This window comes from Streptomyces sp. NPDC007917 (assembly GCF_042959105.1).
Taxonomy (GTDB): Bacteria; Actinomycetota; Actinomycetes; order Streptomycetales; family Streptomycetaceae; genus Streptomyces.
Map to the genome: position 1 here is coordinate 73,821 of NZ_JBIBKK010000026.1, position 15,968 is coordinate 89,788.

The 15,968-nt window shown below is 73.9% G+C and carries 11 protein-coding genes; 10 read left to right on the forward strand and 1 reads right to left on the reverse strand.

Going from position 1 to position 15,968, the window contains the following annotated elements; all coding sequences use genetic code 11:
- Positions 1-235: 235 nt before the first annotated feature.
- From ACFZDL_RS36450 to ACFZDL_RS36460, 3 genes are all read left to right on the forward strand, one after another.
- Positions 236-2,569, forward strand: coding sequence for a UvrD-helicase domain-containing protein (locus ACFZDL_RS36450; RefSeq protein WP_391193433.1), 2,334 nt, complete (start codon positions 236-238; stop codon positions 2,567-2,569).
- 370 nt (positions 2,570-2,939) lie between these two features.
- A complete protein-coding gene (locus tag ACFZDL_RS36455) occupies positions 2,940-4,370 on the forward strand; it encodes an NAD-dependent malic enzyme (protein WP_353594906.1) in 1,431 nt (476 codons plus the stop codon).
- Between the two features lie 264 nt (positions 4,371-4,634).
- On the forward strand, positions 4,635-4,916 hold the full coding sequence (locus ACFZDL_RS36460) for an HU family DNA-binding protein (RefSeq protein WP_009717479.1): 282 nt from the start codon (positions 4,635-4,637) through the stop codon (positions 4,914-4,916).
- 125 nt (positions 4,917-5,041) lie between these two features.
- Here the strand turns inward: ACFZDL_RS36460 and murA are convergent, their stop codons facing one another.
- A complete protein-coding gene (gene murA / locus ACFZDL_RS36465; RefSeq protein ID WP_353594905.1) occupies positions 5,042-6,385 on the reverse strand; it encodes a UDP-N-acetylglucosamine 1-carboxyvinyltransferase in 1,344 nt (447 codons plus the stop codon).
- 239 nt (positions 6,386-6,624) lie between these two features.
- Between murA and ACFZDL_RS36470 the strand changes: the two genes are divergently transcribed.
- The 7 genes from ACFZDL_RS36470 to ACFZDL_RS36500 all read left to right on the forward strand — a co-directional run bounded on the left by ACFZDL_RS36470 (position 6,625) and on the right by ACFZDL_RS36500 (position 15,941).
- A complete protein-coding gene (locus ACFZDL_RS36470; RefSeq protein ID WP_353594904.1) occupies positions 6,625-7,230 on the forward strand; it encodes a YqgE/AlgH family protein in 606 nt (201 codons plus the stop codon).
- Positions 7,231-7,322: 92 nt separating this feature from the next.
- Positions 7,323-7,610, forward strand: a complete 288-nt coding sequence (locus ACFZDL_RS36475) for a DUF3039 domain-containing protein (RefSeq protein WP_353594903.1) — start codon at positions 7,323-7,325, stop codon at positions 7,608-7,610.
- Between the two features lie 196 nt (positions 7,611-7,806).
- Positions 7,807-8,235, forward strand: a complete 429-nt coding sequence (locus ACFZDL_RS36480; RefSeq protein WP_353594901.1) for a hypothetical protein — start codon at positions 7,807-7,809, stop codon at positions 8,233-8,235.
- Between the two features lie 108 nt (positions 8,236-8,343).
- On the forward strand, positions 8,344-10,035 hold the full coding sequence (locus ACFZDL_RS36485) for a beta-N-acetylhexosaminidase (protein WP_353594900.1): 1,692 nt from the start codon (positions 8,344-8,346) through the stop codon (positions 10,033-10,035).
- Between the two features lie 274 nt (positions 10,036-10,309).
- Positions 10,310-11,209, forward strand: a complete 900-nt coding sequence (locus ACFZDL_RS36490) for an FAD binding domain-containing protein (RefSeq protein ID WP_353594899.1) — start codon at positions 10,310-10,312, stop codon at positions 11,207-11,209.
- Positions 11,206-13,617 (forward strand): 2Fe-2S iron-sulfur cluster-binding protein, encoded by a 2,412-nt coding sequence (locus tag ACFZDL_RS36495; RefSeq protein ID WP_353594898.1) that lies wholly within the window; start codon positions 11,206-11,208, stop codon positions 13,615-13,617. The genes ACFZDL_RS36490 and ACFZDL_RS36495 overlap by 4 nt, the downstream gene beginning before the upstream one ends.
- A complete protein-coding gene (locus ACFZDL_RS36500) occupies positions 13,614-15,941 on the forward strand; it encodes a molybdopterin cofactor-binding domain-containing protein (RefSeq protein ID WP_353594897.1) in 2,328 nt (775 codons plus the stop codon). Before ACFZDL_RS36495 ends, ACFZDL_RS36500 begins: the two co-directional genes overlap by 4 nt.
- Positions 15,942-15,968 lie beyond the last annotated feature (27 nt).

Consider the following 15,968-nt stretch of genomic DNA (forward strand, 5'->3'; position numbering starts at 1 on the left):
GTGAAGGTCTGGAGCCTGTTGTGAAGGTGTACGGTTGACGGCTGCCCTACGCACACAGAAGGGGGCTTGGGTGGCCGCGCACAACGCCACGCACACGAACCGGAAGGCGAGACCGGACAGCCCCGGCGGAGCCGGGAAACCCGGCGGAGCCGGGGGAGCCGACGCCGGGCAACGGGACGCCAGGAACCGGGACATCCGGAACCGGGGCGCCGCGGACCGGGACGGCGGGGACGGGATTCGCGAGCGGGAGATCCGGATCGAGCAGGCGCATCTGGACCGGGTGTACCGGCGCCTCGAGGAGAAGATCCACGAGGCGGAGTTCCTGATGAACGACGCCGCCAAGCACGTCCAGGTCGGCACGCCCGGCGCGCTCGCCGAGCGGGACGCCCAGGTCTTCCGGGCCGGGGTGCACCTCAACCGGCTCAACAGCGAGTTCGAGGACTTCCTCTTCGGCCGCATCGACCTGCTGCTCGGCAAGGACGGAGAGCGCGGCCCCGACGGCGCGTACACCTCCATCGAGCCCGCCGACGACGCGATCCACCCTGTCGAGGACGGCGCGGACGGCGGCGGCCGCGCGGAGATCGCCGAGACGCTGCACATCGGCCGCATCGGCGTCCTGGACGCCGACTACGCCCCGCTGGTCATCGACTGGCGCGCGCCCGCCGCCGCGCCCTTCTACCGTTCCACCCCCGTCGCCCCCGGCCGGGTCGTGCGCCGCCGGGTCATCCGCAGCAAGGGGCGCCGGGTGCTCGGCGTCGAGGACGACCTGCTGCGCCCCGAGCTGACCGCCACCCTGGACGGGGCGGATCTGCCGGTCGTCGGCGACGGGGCGCTGATGGCGGCGCTCGGCCAGGCCCGCGGCCACACCATGCGCGACATCGTCGCCTCCATCCAGGCCGAGCAGGACCTGGTGATCCGCGCGCCCGCCGCCTCCGTCACCGAGGTGGAGGGCGGCCCGGGCACCGGCAAGACCGCGGTCGCGCTGCACCGCGCCGCGTATCTGCTCTACCAGGACCGGCGGCGGTACGCGGGCGGAATCCTGGTCGTCAGCCCCACCCCGCTGCTGGTCGCCTACACCGAGGGCGTGCTGCCCTCGCTCGGCGAGGAGGGGCAGGTCGCGATCCGCGCCGTCGGGTCGCTGGTGGACGGCGCCGAGGCCACCACGTACGACGAGCCGGCCGTGGCCCGCGTCAAGGGCTCCTCGCGGATGACACGGCTGCTGCGCAAGGCCGCGCGCGGCGCCCTGGAGCTGCCCGAGGGCCCCGGCCGCGCGGGCGGGCCGCCGGAGCGGCTGCGCGTCGTGGCGTTCGGCGCGCGGATCGAGCTGGACGCCGACGAGCTGCACCGGATCCGGCAGGCCGCGCTGGGCGGCACCGCGCCCGTCAACCTGCTGCGCCCGCGCGCCCGCCGGCTGCTGCTGGACGCGCTGTGGGCCAAGGCGGGGGGCGCCCGCCGCTACACCGACCCGGAGCTCGCCGCCGAGGCGCGTGAGGGGTTCGACGAGGACATCTCCACCGAGGACGACTTCCTCGGCTTCCTGAACGCCTGGTGGCCCGAGCTCACCCCGCGCTCCGTACTGGCCGCGATGGCCGATGAGAAGCGGCTGGCCCGCTGGTCACGGCGGGTGCTGAGCCAGCGCGAGGCGCGTCAGCTGGCCCGCTCGCTGGCCCGTGTGGGGGCGGACGGGAAGGGCCCGCTGTCCGTGCACGACGTGGCGCTGCTGGACGAGCTGCACACCGTCCTGGGCGCCCCGGCCCGGCCCGCGGGGCCCCGCGATGTCGACCCGCTGGACCAGCTGACCGGGCTCGAGGAGCTGACGACCTTCGCCGACCGCTCCGCGCCCCGCCGCACCCGTGCGGACCGGCTGGAGCAGGAGCGGGTGGACTACGCCCATGTGATCGTCGACGAGGCGCAGGACCTGACCCCGATGCAGTGGCGGATGATCGGGCGGCGCGGCCGCCACGCCACCTGGACGGTGGTCGGGGACCCGGCACAGAGCTCCTGGTCGGACCCGGAGGAGGCGGCCGAGGCCCGCGCCGAGGCGCTGGGCAGCCGCCCGCGCCGCCGCTTCACGCTGACCGTGAACTACCGCAACCCGGCGGAGATCGCCGAACTCGCCGCGAAGGTCCTCGCGCTCGCGATGCCCGGCGCCCAGGCGCCCGAGGCGGTCCGCTCCACGGGCCTGGTGCCGCGCTTCGCGCCGCTGCCCGAGGCGGGCGACGGGGCCCGAGGGGGCCTGGCGGCGCGGGTGCGCGAGGAGGCGGGGCGCCTGCTGGACGAGGTGGACGGCACGGTCGGCGTGGTCGTCGCCATGCGGCGGCGGGCCGCGGCGCGCCGCTGGCTGGAAGGGCTCGGCGACCGGGTGGTGGCGCTGGGCAGCCTGGAGGCCAAGGGGCTGGAGTACGACGCGACGGTCGTGGTGTCGCCTGCCGAGATCGCCGACGAGTCCCCGGCGGGGCTGCGGGTGCTGTACGTGGCGCTGACGCGCGCGACCCAGCGGCTGACCGTCGTGCCGGGGGAGCGGGACGACCCGGACGAGCACGGCGTACCCGATCTGCTGAGGGACTGAGAAAACAACCCGTGGGGGAGGAATCACTTCCGGGGATGGTTTGTTAGCCTTGCTGTGGCACCGGCTCGATCCAAGCCCCCGGGCCCAACCTTCGTCGCTTCGAGCGACCACTTGCCGCGAGGCGAGCATGGCGGGTCGGTGCCACCTAAAAACTTCGAAGAGACCTTGAAGAGGTCCGCGTCAGTGGTTGAGGACGCGGGCCTCTTCGGCGTCTGCGCCCGGCTGAACAATATTTCCGAAAGTCGAGCCCGGTTACCCCGTACCGCGAGGTAGGTGTAACCATCTGAAGACCACTGTCCGAGGGCAGGGCGGCGAACCACGACCGCGCCCCGGGACAATCTGGCACAAGGGAAAGCAGAGGAAGTCGGCCATGGCAACGGCGCCCAGCGTCTCGTACTCGATGACGGTCCGGCTGGAGGTCCCCGCGAGCGGTACGGCGGTCAGCCAGCTCACCACGGCCGTGGAGTCCTCCGGCGGCTCGGTCACCGGCCTCGACGTGACCGCTTCCGGCCACGAGAAGCTGCGGATCGACGTCACCATCGCCGCGACGTCCACCGCGCACGCCGACGAGATCGTCGAGAAGCTGCGCGGCATCGAGGGCGTCTCGCTCGGCAAGGTCTCCGACCGTACGTTCCTGATGCACCTCGGCGGCAAGATCGAGATGTCGTCGAAGCACCCGATCCGCAACCGTGACGACCTGTCCATGGTCTACACCCCGGGCGTCGCCCGCGTCTGCCAGGCCATCGCCGACAACCCCGAGGACGCCCGCCGCCTGACCATCAAACGCAACAGCGTCGCCGTGGTCACCGACGGCTCCGCGGTCCTGGGCCTGGGCAACATCGGCCCCAAGGCCGCGCTGCCCGTCATGGAGGGCAAGGCGGCCCTCTTCAAGCGCTTCGCGGGCATCGACGCCTGGCCGCTGTGCCTGGACACCCAGGACACCGACGCCATCGTCGAGATCGTCAAGGCCATCGCCCCCGGCTTCGCGGGCATCAACCTGGAGGACATCTCCGCCCCCCGCTGCTTCGAGATCGAGGCGCGGCTGCGCGAGGCGCTGGACATCCCGGTCTTCCACGACGACCAGCACGGCACCGCCATCGTGGTGCTCGCCGCCCTGACCAACGCGCTGCGCGTGGTCAACAAGAAGATCGGCGACGTGCGGGTGGTCATGTCCGGCGCGGGCGCGGCCGGCACGGCCATCCTCAAGCTGCTGATCGCCGCGGGCGTACGGCACGCGGTGGTCGCGGACATCCACGGCGTGGTGCACGCCGGGCGCGAGGACCTGGCCGGCGCGAACGGCAACTCCGACATGACCGCGCTGCGCTGGATCGCCGACAACACCAACCCCGAGGGCGTCACCGGCACCCTCAAGGAGGCCGTGCGCGGCGCCGACGTCTTCATCGGCGTCTCCGCCCCGAACGTCCTGTCCGGCGAGGACGTGGCCGCCATGGCCGACGGCGCGATCGTCTTCGCGCTGGCCAACCCCGACCCCGAGGTCGACCCGGCGATCGCCCGCCAGACCGCCGCCGTGGTCGCCACCGGCCGCTCCGACTTCCCGAACCAGATCAACAACGTGCTGGTCTTCCCGGGCGTCTTCCGTGGCCTGCTGGACGCCCAGTCGCGTACGGTGAACGACGACATGATGCTGGCCGCGGCCCGGGCGCTCGCGGACGTCGTCCACGACGACGAGCTGAACGCCAACTACATCATTCCGAGCGTCTTCAACGACAAGGTCGCGGGCGCCGTCGCCGGCGCGGTGCGGGCCGCCGCCAAGGCTGTGACCGGTACCACGGCGGTCTAGGCCGGGCTCGGCGCGTCGTACGGCGCGTCGCGCGGCGTTCAGCCGATCGGGCCCCCATAGGGTGTCGGGCAGAAACGGCCGCCACGGCGCTTTTCGCGCGCCTCACCAGGGCACCGGATTGGCTTTCCCGCCACAGGTGGGGGCAGGATGCGTTCCGGGCGCGAGGGTCTGAACAGCAGACCCGGGTCCGGGGACTGTCCGAGGGCCCTGGCAGCATCGGCTTCGATCTCACGCCTAATGGCAAGATGAACACGGGAGTACAACATGAACCGCAGTGAGCTGGTGGCCGCTCTGTCCGAGCGCGCCGAGGTGACCCGAAAGGACGCCGACGCCGTTCTGGCCGCCCTCGCCGAGGTGACCGGAGAGGTCGTCGCCAAGGGCGACGAGAAGGTCACCATCCCCGGCTTCCTCACCTTCGAGCGCACCCACCGTGCCGCTCGCACCGCGCGCAACCCGCAGACCGGTGAGCCGATCGAGATCCCGGCCGGCTACAGCGTGAAGGTCTCCGCGGGCTCCAAGCTCAAGGAAGCCGCCAAGGGCAAGTAAGACCCCATACGAAGGGGCGGCCACCCAACGGGAGGGTGGCCGCCCCTTTCGGCGTTCCTACGGCCTCTGAAGGCCTTTCCCGGGCCCTTGGAGGCCTTTCCGGGCCCCTGGCCTTCCCCGGGCCCTCAGGAGGCTCCCTCGGCGCCCGGCAGCTCCACCTTGGCGCCGAGCTCGACCAGTTTCTGCATGAAGTTCTCGTAGCCGCGGTTGATCAGGTCGATGCCGTGGACCCGGGACGTGCCCTGGGCCGCCAGGGCCGCGATGAGGTACGAGAAGCCGCCGCGCAGGTCGGGGATGACCAGGTCGGCGCCCTGCAGCTTGGTCGGGCCCGACACGACCGCCGAGTGCAGGAAGTTCCGCTGGCCGAAGCGGCAGGCGGAGCCGCCCAGGCACTCGCGGTAGAGCTGGATGTGCGCGCCCATCTGGTTGAGCGCGGAGGTGAAGCCCAGGCGCGACTCGTACACCGTCTCGTGGACGATGGACAGCCCCGAGGCCTGGGTCAGCGCCACGACCAGGGGCTGCTGCCAGTCGGTCTGGAAGCCGGGGTGGACGTCGGTCTCCAGGGCGATGGCGTTGAGCTTGCCGCCCGGGTGCCAGAACCGTATTCCCTCGTCGTCGATCTCGAAGGCGCCGCCGACCTTGCGGTAGGTATTCAGGAAGGTCATCATCTCGCGCTGGCTGGCGCCGCGCACATAGATGCTGCCCTCGGTCGCGAGCGCCGCGCTCGCCCAGGAGGCCGCCTCCAGGCGGTCCGGCAGGGCGCGGTGGTTGTAGCCGCCGAGCTTGTCGACGCCGGTGATCCGGATCGTACGGTCCGTGTCCATGGAGATGATCGCGCCCATTTTCTGCAGGACGCAGATCAGGTCCTCGATCTCCGGCTCGACGGCGGCGTTGGAGAGTTCCGTCACACCCTCGGCGAGCACCGCCGTCAGCAGCACCTGCTCGGTGGAGCCGACCGACGGGTACGGCAGGCGGATCTTGGCGCCGCGCAGCCGGTGCGGGGCCTCCAGGTACTGGCCGTCCGCCCGCTTCTCGATCGTGGCGCCGAACTGGCGCAGCACGTCGAAGTGGAAGTCGATCGGCCGGCCGCCGATGTCACAGCCGCCCAGACCGGGGATGAAGGCGTGGCCGAGGCGGTGCAGCAGGGGGCCGCAGAAGAGGATCGGGATGCGCGAGGAGCCGGCGTGCGCGTCGATGTCGGCGACGTTCGCGCTCTCCACGTGGGTCGGGTCCATCACCAGCTCGCCGGCCTCGTCACCGGGGCGTACCGTGACGCCGTGCAGCTGCAGCAGCCCGCGCACGACCCGCACGTCGCGGATGTCGGGGACGTTGCGCAGCCGGCTCGGCCCGCTGCCGAGCAGCGCGGCGACCATGGCCTTCGGCACGAGGTTCTTCGCGCCTCGGACACGGATCTCGCCTTCGAGCGGGGTGCCGCCATGGACGAGCAGGACATCGTTCGAGCGGGTCATCTGGTCTCGCGTTCCTGGGACGGTCGGGGGGCAAGAGGCAAGAGTAATGGCCGCGGAGAGCGCCTTTGTGTGACCGACGTACCCACCGAACGGACATGAATGTGTCACAACACGTTCGGTTCAGAGCGGAAAGCGTACGGTTACGTGCGCCGTTCCTGCTGTCGTACGCCCCGACCTGCGCTCACATGGGACTCGTCTTCCACTCCCCCTCCGGGGCGAACATGCGGGATCATGTGTCCATGACCGAGGTGTCCTCGCTCACAGGACGGCTGCTTGTCGCGACACCGGCGCTGGCGGACCCGAACTTCGACCGTGCGGTGGTGCTCCTCCTCGACCACGACGAGGAGGGGTCGCTGGGCGTCGTGCTCAACCGCCCGACCCCGGTGGGGGTCGGCGACATCCTGGAGTCCTGGGCCGCGCTGGCCGGGGAGCCGGGCGTGGTGTTCCAGGGCGGCCCGGTGTCGCTGGACTCCGCGCTGGGGGTCGCCGTGGTCCCCGGCGAGGCCGGACGAGCCTCCGAGGCCGGAAAGGTCTCCTCGCGGACCGAGGACGGCCCGCTCGGCTGGCGCCGGGTGCACGGCGCGATCGGGCTGGTCGACCTGGAGGCGCCGCCCGAGCTGCTGGCCGCCGCGGTCGGCTCGCTGCGGATCTTCGCGGGCTACGCCGGGTGGGGTCCGGGACAGCTGGAGGACGAGCTCTCCGAGGGCGCCTGGTACGTCGTGGAGTCCGAGCCGGGCGATGTCTCCTCGCCCGCCCCGGAGCGGCTGTGGCGGGCGGTGCTGCGCCGCCAGCGCAGCGAACTGGCGATGGTCGCCACGTATCCGGACGATCCCTCGCTCAACTGAAGGCGGAGCGTGCCGGATGGCGGCCGCACCGGGCGGCGCCGCCGGAGGCGCTGATCCGTCGTTCGCCCGGGGCGTGGGTACCCTAGGGCTGTATGAGCACTCTTGAGCCCGAGCGCGGGGCAGGTACGGGGACCCTCGTTGAGCCGACACCTCAGGTGTCACACGGCGACGGCGACCACGAGCGCTATGCCCATTACGTACAGAAGGACAAGATCATGGAGAGCGCGCTCTCCGGATCTCCGGTGGTCGCACTCTGCGGCAAGGTCTGGGTCCCGGGCCGCGACCCGAAGAAGTACCCGGTCTGCCCGATGTGCAAGGAGATCTTCGACGGCATGGGTGCCGGCGGCGACAAGGACAAGGACGGCGGCGGCAAGAAGTAGCCCCTCCGCCCCGGCCCACCCGCCGGAGCCCCGCGCGCGGCACGCCCGGCCCGCACCCCCTCGACCAGGGGCGGCGGGCCGGGCGAGTGTTCACACCTCTGCCGCGTACGCACGCCCCGCCGCCGTGTTTGGCATATGCCGCGCACCTGACCGCGTACGGCCCCGGCGGCGCGGTCGCCGCCGTTAGGGTCGCCTTATGAGCGGGCGCGGGGAGAGCGGTGCCGAGCGGGCGGCCTACCTGGTGTTCGGGGCGCGAGACATCGACGAGCCAGACGAGTCCGACGGGCCCGAGGGGGAAGGGGCGGGCGGGTACCGCCAGTTCGAGAAGGACTGGGACGCCCAGCTGGAGCGGTGCGAGCGGCTGGCCGCCGAGCGCGGCTACCGCCCGGCGGGCAGCTGTGTCGTCTCGGCCGCCCAGCCCACCCTGCCCAGGCTGCTGGAGTGGGCCGACGAGCCGGGCTGCGAGATCGTGCTGATCGCCGGCCGCGGGGTGCTGGAGCGGATGCGCAGCTCCTGGCCGGACTGGGAGCAGGTGGTGGTCCGCCTGGCGGCGGCGGGTGCGCGCGTGGAGGCCGTGCCGTATCCCGAACCGATCGGCGCGGCCGAGGAGTTGCCGTCCGCCTGAACGTCGCGGACCGTGCCGGGCCGTGAAAGGGTGATCCTCGCCCTGAAGCCCCTGCCCTGAAGCCCCTGCTCACCCCTCTGTTCGCCCCCTCCCATGGAGCCGCCCGCCATGGAGTCATCCGCCGTGAACCCAGCCGCCGCGAAGCCGTACGCCGTGAACCCGGCGGATCTGATCCCGGCGCCCCGCCTCGTCCGCGAGTTGCAGTTCGGCGCCCTCTACCCCGTGGACCCCGAGACCGTGCTCGGTGCCGGTCCTGGCACCGAGGCCGCGGCGCGTTGGCTGAGCGCCACCGTCGGCGCCGCGACCGGCCTGCCGCTCCCGCTCGGCGAAGGCCACGACTTCTTCCTCTCGATCAGCCCCGAGGTCGAGCGGAAGCTCGGCCCCGAGGGGTATCGCATCGTCGTTGACGGCCACGCGATCCGGATCGAGGGCGGCGGCCCGGCCGGGGTCTTCTGGGGCGCGCAGACCTTCCGCCAGCTGCTCGGCCCCGACGCCTTCCGCCGGGCGCCGGTCGCGCCCCGGGAGACGTGGTGGGTGCCGTGTGCGCTGATCGAGGACGCCCCGCGCTTCGGCTGGCGCGGCCTGATGCTGGACGTGGCGCGGCACTTCATGCCCAAGGGCGATGTGCTCGCGTACGTCGACCTCTTGGCCGCGCACAAGCTCAATGTGCTGCATCTGCACCTGACCGACGACCAGGGCTGGCGCCTGGAGATCCGCCGCTACCCCAGGCTCACCGAGGTCGGCGCCTGGCGGACGCGCACCAAACTCGGGCACCGCGCCTCACCGCTGTGGGACGAGCGCCCGCACGGCGGCTACTACACCCAGGACGACATCCGCGAGATCGTCGCCTACGCCGCAGAGCGGCACATCACCGTCGTCCCGGAGATCGACATCCCCGGTCACTCGCAGGCCGCCATCGCCGCGTACCCGGAACTGGGCAACGCCGACGCCGTCGACACCGCCTCCCTCGGAGTCTGGACCACCTGGGGCGTCAACCCGAACGTACTCTCACCCGCCGACACCACCCTGCGCTTCTACGAGAACGTCCTGGAGGAGGTCCTGGAGCTCTTCCCGGGCACCTTCGTCCACCTCGGCGGCGACGAGTGCCCCAAGGAGCAGTGGCGGGCCTCCCCGGCCGCCCAGGCGCGCATCCGGGAGCTGGGCCTGGCCGACGAGGACGAGCTGCAGAACTGGCTCCTGGGCCACTTCGGCCGCTGGCTGACCGGGCGCGGCCGCCGCCTGATGGGCTGGGACGAGATCCTGGAAGGCAGCGCCCAGGGGGCCGACCTGGCCGAGGGCGCCGCCGTGCAGTCCTGGCGCGGCTACGCGGGCGGCATCGCCGCCGTCCGCGCCGGCCACGACGTCGTCATGTGTCCCAAACAGCAGGTCTACTTCGACTACCGCCAGGCCGCCGGCGACGATGAGCCGGTCCCCATCGGCTACGTGCGCACCCTGGAGGACGTCTACCGCTTCGAGCCGGTTCCACCCGAGCTCACCGGCGCGGAGGCGGAGCGCGTGCTCGGCGCTCAGGCCAACGTCTGGACGGAGGTGACGGAGGACCGGCGGCGCGTCGACTACCAGACCTTCCCGCGCCTCGCCGCCTTCGCCGAAGCCGTCTGGTCCCCGCTTCCGCCCCCGCCCGAGCGGGACTTCACGGGCTTCCAGGAGCGCATGGCGGCCCACTACGCGCGTCTGGACGCGCTCGGCGTGGACTACCGGCCCCCCGGCGGCCCGCGCCCGTGGCAGCGGCGCCCCGGCGTTGTCGGACGTCCGATCGACGGGTCGCCCCCGATCGTGTGAGGCACGCCGGAAGGTGCGCCCCGAGGCGGCGCGCCCCTGGGACCGTGGTCCCCGGCTCAACCCCAAGTCGCACAAGGGTCCCTGAAACGTGGCAATCCACACCTGGCGGAGACGCCGCCCGAAACCCGTACCATCCCCCTGGTCGGGGACGGATCCATGCTTCACGGACCCTCACGACGGCGGACTCGGAAGATGTGCCAGAGTTGCCACGTCCGGGCTGTCAGCACGTACCGTACGGCGCAACAGCCGGGACACCGGGGAAGGGGCAGCTGGGTTGACCACGCACGCACCGCAGGCGGCGCACACGGTGACGTTGCCGGGCACGCTCGACGAGGCCGTGGCGGCGCTGGCCGCCATGCCCGCCGCCGTGCCCGTCGCGGGCGGCACCGATCTGATGGCCGCCGTCAACTCCGGGCTGCTGCGGCCCGCCGCACTCGTCGGCCTCGGCCGGATCAGTGAGATCCGCGGCTGGCGCTACCTGGACGGCCACGCCCTGCTCGGCGCCGGACTCACCCATGCCCGCATGGGCCGCCCCGACTTCGCCGCGCTCATCCCGGCGCTGGCCGCCGCGGCGCGCGCCTCCGGGCCGCCGCAGATCCGCAACGCCGGCACCCTCGGCGGCAACATCGTCACCGCCGCCCCCACGGGTGACGCGCTGCCGGTGCTCGCCGCGCTGGAGGCCACGGTCATCATCGCCGGGCCCGAGGGCTCGCGCCGCGAGATCCCGGTCAGCCATCTGCTGGCCGGGGTCGAGATGCTGCGCCCCGGTGAACTCGTCGGCTTCGTACGGGTACCGATCCTGCACGCGCCCCAGGCCTTCCTCAAGGCCACCGGGCGCACCGGCCCGGGCCGGGCCACGGCCTCGGTCGCCGTCGTCCTGGACCCGGCGCGGCGGGGGGTGCGCTGCGCGGTCGGCGCGGTCGCGCCCATGCCGCTGCGGCCGCTGGAGGCCGAGCGCTGGGTCGCCTCGCTCATCGACTGGGACGGTGACCGGGGACGCCTCGACCCGCAGGTGACCGTGGCCTTCGGCGAGTACGTCGCCGCCGCCTGCATTCCCGACCCGGCTCCGCCGGCGGACGGCTCCGAGCCGGTGCCCCTGCCGCCCGCCGCCATCCATCTGAGGCGTACGGTGTCAGCTCTGGCCCGCCGAGCATTGGGGAGGGCACTCGCGTGAGTGACGAACAGCAGCCGCACCGGCCGGAACCCGGGAGCGGGTGGCAGCCGATGCCGCACGGCCCCGAGTACGACGCGGAGGCCACGGCCTTCGTGCAGCTGCCGCCCGACCACTCGCACCAGGACCCGGCCGCCCTCGGGGGCGGGTGGGACCCGCTCGCGGCCCCCGGCACCGGCTACACCCCGCCGCCCATGACCGGTGGTCCGGGCGCGCCCTCGCAGGGCGGTCAGTGGCAGCCGACGGCCCACGCGCCCGGCGACCCTTCCGCGACCGGGCACTGGGCGGTGCCCATGGATTCCGGCGCCGACGACTCCGGCCAGTGGGCCAGGCCGGGCGGCGACCCGGCGGGCGGGTCCGGCGACTCGGGCGAGTACGCGTACGGGGAACACCAGAACCCGCACGCCGCGCACGGCTCGCATGACCCGCACGGCCCCCACACGACCGCGCAGTGGCACCTGCCCGACGCCGGGCAGCACCCGGGGCAGCAGGGCCGTCCCGGTCAGAACGGTGAGTGGTCGATCCCGTTCGCCGCCGACGACGGCGTCGACGAGACCGGCGTGTACCAGGTGAACGATCCGGCGGCCGCGGCCCAGTGGCAGGTGCCCGAGTCGGCCGACGGCCAGTGGGCTGTCCCGGCCGCGGGTGACGAGGGCGTCGACGAGAGCGGCGGATACCGGGTCGACGACCACCCCGGCCGGGTGGCGGATCCGTACGCCGCGCATGACACCGCGCAGTGGACGATGCCCTTCGCGGACGGCGCGCCGGAGCAGCAGGACCCGCACCACGACCAGCGCCCGCACCACGACCAGCGGCAGGGCGGCCGGCCCGGGCAGCCCGGTCAGCAGCACGGCCAGAGCGGTCAGTGGTCGATCCCGGTGGCCGGTGACGACGGCGCCGCCGACGAATCGGGCGAGTACGCGCTCGGCGACCACGCCGTCCGCCGTCCCCCCGCGGCCCCGGCGCAGCCGGGCAGGGGCCCCGCGCGGCGGCGCCTGAGGCTGCCCGGCGGCGCCGATGTGCCCGTCGAGCACCACGGCGCCCCCACCCCGCCGCACGGCAGCGCCGCCGCGTCCGGCGCGCTGTCCACCCCGGCGGCGGGCACCGAGGTGCCCGAGGTGGACGACTGGCCCGAGGAGTTGACGCACGGCGGCCAGGGCCACCCGGCCGGGGCCGACGGCGGCCACGCGGGCCAGTCGACCCCGCCCCACGGCGTGGCGCCCGTGGGCGGCCGCGGCGGATTCGTCGATGACGGTGCCGACGCCTACGACGGCCATGACGACCCGGCGGCGGGCGACCCGGCGACGGGCGGCGCCGCAGTCGATGGCCTGGCAGCCGATGGCCTGGCAGTCGATGGCATGGCCGGGGCCGACGGCGGTCACACGGCCCAGGCGACCCCGCCGCACGGCGTCGTGGCCGACGCCGGCGGACCGGCCCCTGAGGCCCTTGAGGCGGTCGAGGCCCCCCAGGCGCCCGCCGACCCCGTACAGGCCGGGGAATCCGCCGAGTTGGCGCTGGACGGCCACGGCGCGCTCCTCGGCGGAGCCGAAGCCGGTGCCGAAGCCGACCCGGTGGCGGAGGAGGCCCAGAACCTCGAGGGCGCCGAGGGCGCCGCGGGCGCCGCGGACGGAGAGGCCGCCGAGCCCGCCGACGGCGAGGAGCGGCCCACCGCGGAGACGACGGCCCCCGAGGCGCCGTCCGTCGCCGAGGCCGGGCCGATCGAGCCGTCAGACGCCCAGGCGGCCCCCGGCACGGCCCCCGACGCGACCCCCCAGGCCGACAGCGAGCACCCCAGCGCCTCGTACGTCCTGCACGTCAACGGCACCGACCGCCCCGTCACCGACGCCTGGATCGGCGAGTCGCTGCTGTACGTGCTGCGCGAGCGCCTGGGCCTGGCCGGGGCCAAGGACGGCTGCTCGCAGGGCGAGTGCGGGGCCTGCTCCGTCCAGGTCGACGGGCGGCTGGTCGCCTCCTGCCTGGTGCCCGCCGCGACCGCCGCGGGCAGTGAGGTCCGTACGGTCGAGGGCCTGGCCGTGGACGGGCAGCCCTCGGACGTGCAGCGCGCGCTGGCCGCCTGCGGCGCGGTGCAGTGCGGGTTCTGCGTACCGGGGATGGCCATGACCGTGCACGACCTGCTGGAGGGCAACCACTCCCCGACCGACCTGCAGACCCGGCAGGCGATCAGCGGCAATCTGTGCCGCTGCTCCGGCTACCGCGGCGTGGTCAACGCGGTCCGCGAGGTCGTCGCGGGCCGGGAGGCGGCGGCCGCGGCCGAGGCGGAGGAGGGCGCGGCGCCGGACGGCGGACAGGACGCCACCGCCCGCATTCCGCACCAGGCGGGCCCGCCGGGGATGAACGGCACCGGCGACGGCGGCTTCGACGGCAGCGGCAGCGGGAGGGCGACGGCATGACTGGAATCGCGGACGGCACCGGCGCCGCCACCGCCACCCCCGCCGCCGGGGTCCCCCTCACGCCCAAGGAGCCGCCGACCATCGGCCTCGGGATGTCGCTGCAGCCCGCGGACGCGGTGGCCAAGACCTCCGGCACCTTCCCGTACGCCGCCGACCTGTGGGCCGAGGGGCTGCTGTGGGCCGCCGTGCTGCGCTCCCCGCATCCGCACGCCCGCATCGTCTCCCTCGACACCGCGCCCGCCGCCCAGATGCCGGGCGTGCGGGCCGTGGTGACCCACGCCGACGTGCCCGGCGACGCCGCGCACGGCCGCCGCGTCGCCGACCGCCCCGTCTTCGCCAAGGACCTGGTCCGCCACCACGGCGAGCCGATCGCCGCGGTCGCCGCCGACCACCCCGACACCGCCCGGCTGGCCGCCGCGGCCATCGCCGTCGAGTACGAGGTGCTGGAGCCGGTCACCGACCCCGAGCAGGCGTTCGCGGCCGAGCCGCTGCACCCGGACGGCAATCTGGTCCGCCACATCCCGCTGCGCTTCGGCGACCCGGACGTGGTCGGCGAGGTCATCGTCGAGGGCCTGTACCGGATCGGCCGTCAGGACCCGGCGCCCATCGGCGCCGAGGCGGGCCTGGCCGTGCCGCGCCCCGACGGCGGCGTGGAGATCTACACGGCCTCCACCGACCCGCACGCCGACCGCGACCTGGCCGCCGCCTGCTTCGGCCTGGAGCCGGAGCGGGTCAAGGTCGTGGTCACGGGCGTGCCCGGCGCCATGGGCGAGCGCGAGGACCCCGGTATGCAGCTGCCGCTGGGCCTGCTCGCGCTGCGCACCGGCCACCCGGTCAAGCTCGCCGCGACCCGCGAGGAGTCCTTCCTCGGCCACGCCCACCGCCACCCGACCCTGCTGCGCTACCGCCACCACGCCGACGCCGAGGGCAAGCTGGTGAAGGTCGAGGCGCAGATCCTGCTGGACGCGGGCGCGTACGCCGACTCCTCCGGCGACGCGCTGGCCGCCGCGGTGTCCTTCGCCTGCGGCCCGTACGTCGTGCCGCACGCGTTCATCGAGGGCTGGGCGGTGCGCACCAACAACCCGCCCTCCGGCCATGTCCGCGGCGAGGGCGCGATGCAGGTGTGCGCCGCGTACGAGGGCCAGATGGACAAGCTGGCGGCCAAACTGGGCCTCGACCCGGCCGAGATCCGGCTGCGCAACGCCATGGCGACCGGCGATCTGCTGCCCACCGGCCAGACCGTCACCTGCCCGGCCCCGGTCGCCGAACTGCTGCGCGCCGTACGGGACGCCCCGCTGCCCCCGCTGCCCAAGGACGACCCCGAGGAGGAGTGGCTGCTGCCCGGCGGCCCCGAGGGCGCGGGCGATCCGGGCGCGGTGCGGCGCGGCGTCGGCTACGCCCTGGGCATGGTGCACATGCTCGGCGCCGAGGGGGCCGACGAGGTCTCCACGGCCACGGTCAAGGTCACCGGCTCGGTGGCCACCGTCATCTGCGCGGCCGTCGAGACCGGCCAGGGCTTCACCACCCTGGCCCGCCAGATCGTCCAGGAGGTCCTGGGCATCGAGGAGGTGCACGTCGCGCCGGTCGACACCGACCAGCCCCCGGCCGGGCCCGCGGCGCGCGGCCGCCACACCTGGGTGTCGGGCGGCGCGGTCGAGCGGGCCGCGAAGATGGTCCGCACCCAGCTGCTGCAGCCGCTCGCGCACAAGTTCGGCATGTCCACGGAGCTGTTGACCATCGCCGACGGCAAGATCACCTCGTATGACGGGGTGCTCTCCACCACCGTCGACGAGGCCCTGGAGGGCAAGGAGCTGTGGGCCACCGCGCAGTGCCGCCCGCACCCCACCGAGCCGCTGGACGAGACGGGCCAGGGCGACGCCTTCGTCGGCCTGGCGTTCTGCGCGATCCGCGCCGTGGTCGACGTCGACATCGAGATCGGCGCGGTGCGCGTGGTGGACATGACGGTCGCCCAGGACGTGGGCCGGGTGCTCAACCCCCGCCAGCTGGCGGCCCGGATCGAGGCGGGCGTCGCCCAGGGCATCGGCGCGGCCCTCACCGAGAACCTGCGCACCTCCCGCGGGGTGGTCCGCCACCCGGACCTCACCGGCTACACCCTGCCGACCGCCGTGGACGTCCCCGACATCCACATCGTCAAACTCGTCGAGGAACGGGACGTGGTCGCCCCCTTCGGCGCCAAGGCCGTCAGCGCGGTGCCGGTGGTCACCACCCCGGCGGCGGTGGCCGCCGCGGTCCGCTCGGCATCCGGCCGCCCCGTCAACAGGCTGCCGATCCGGCCGCAGTCGGCGGTCGTCAACAGAGCCTGAACACGGCCGAGGGGGAGCTGAGGGGGG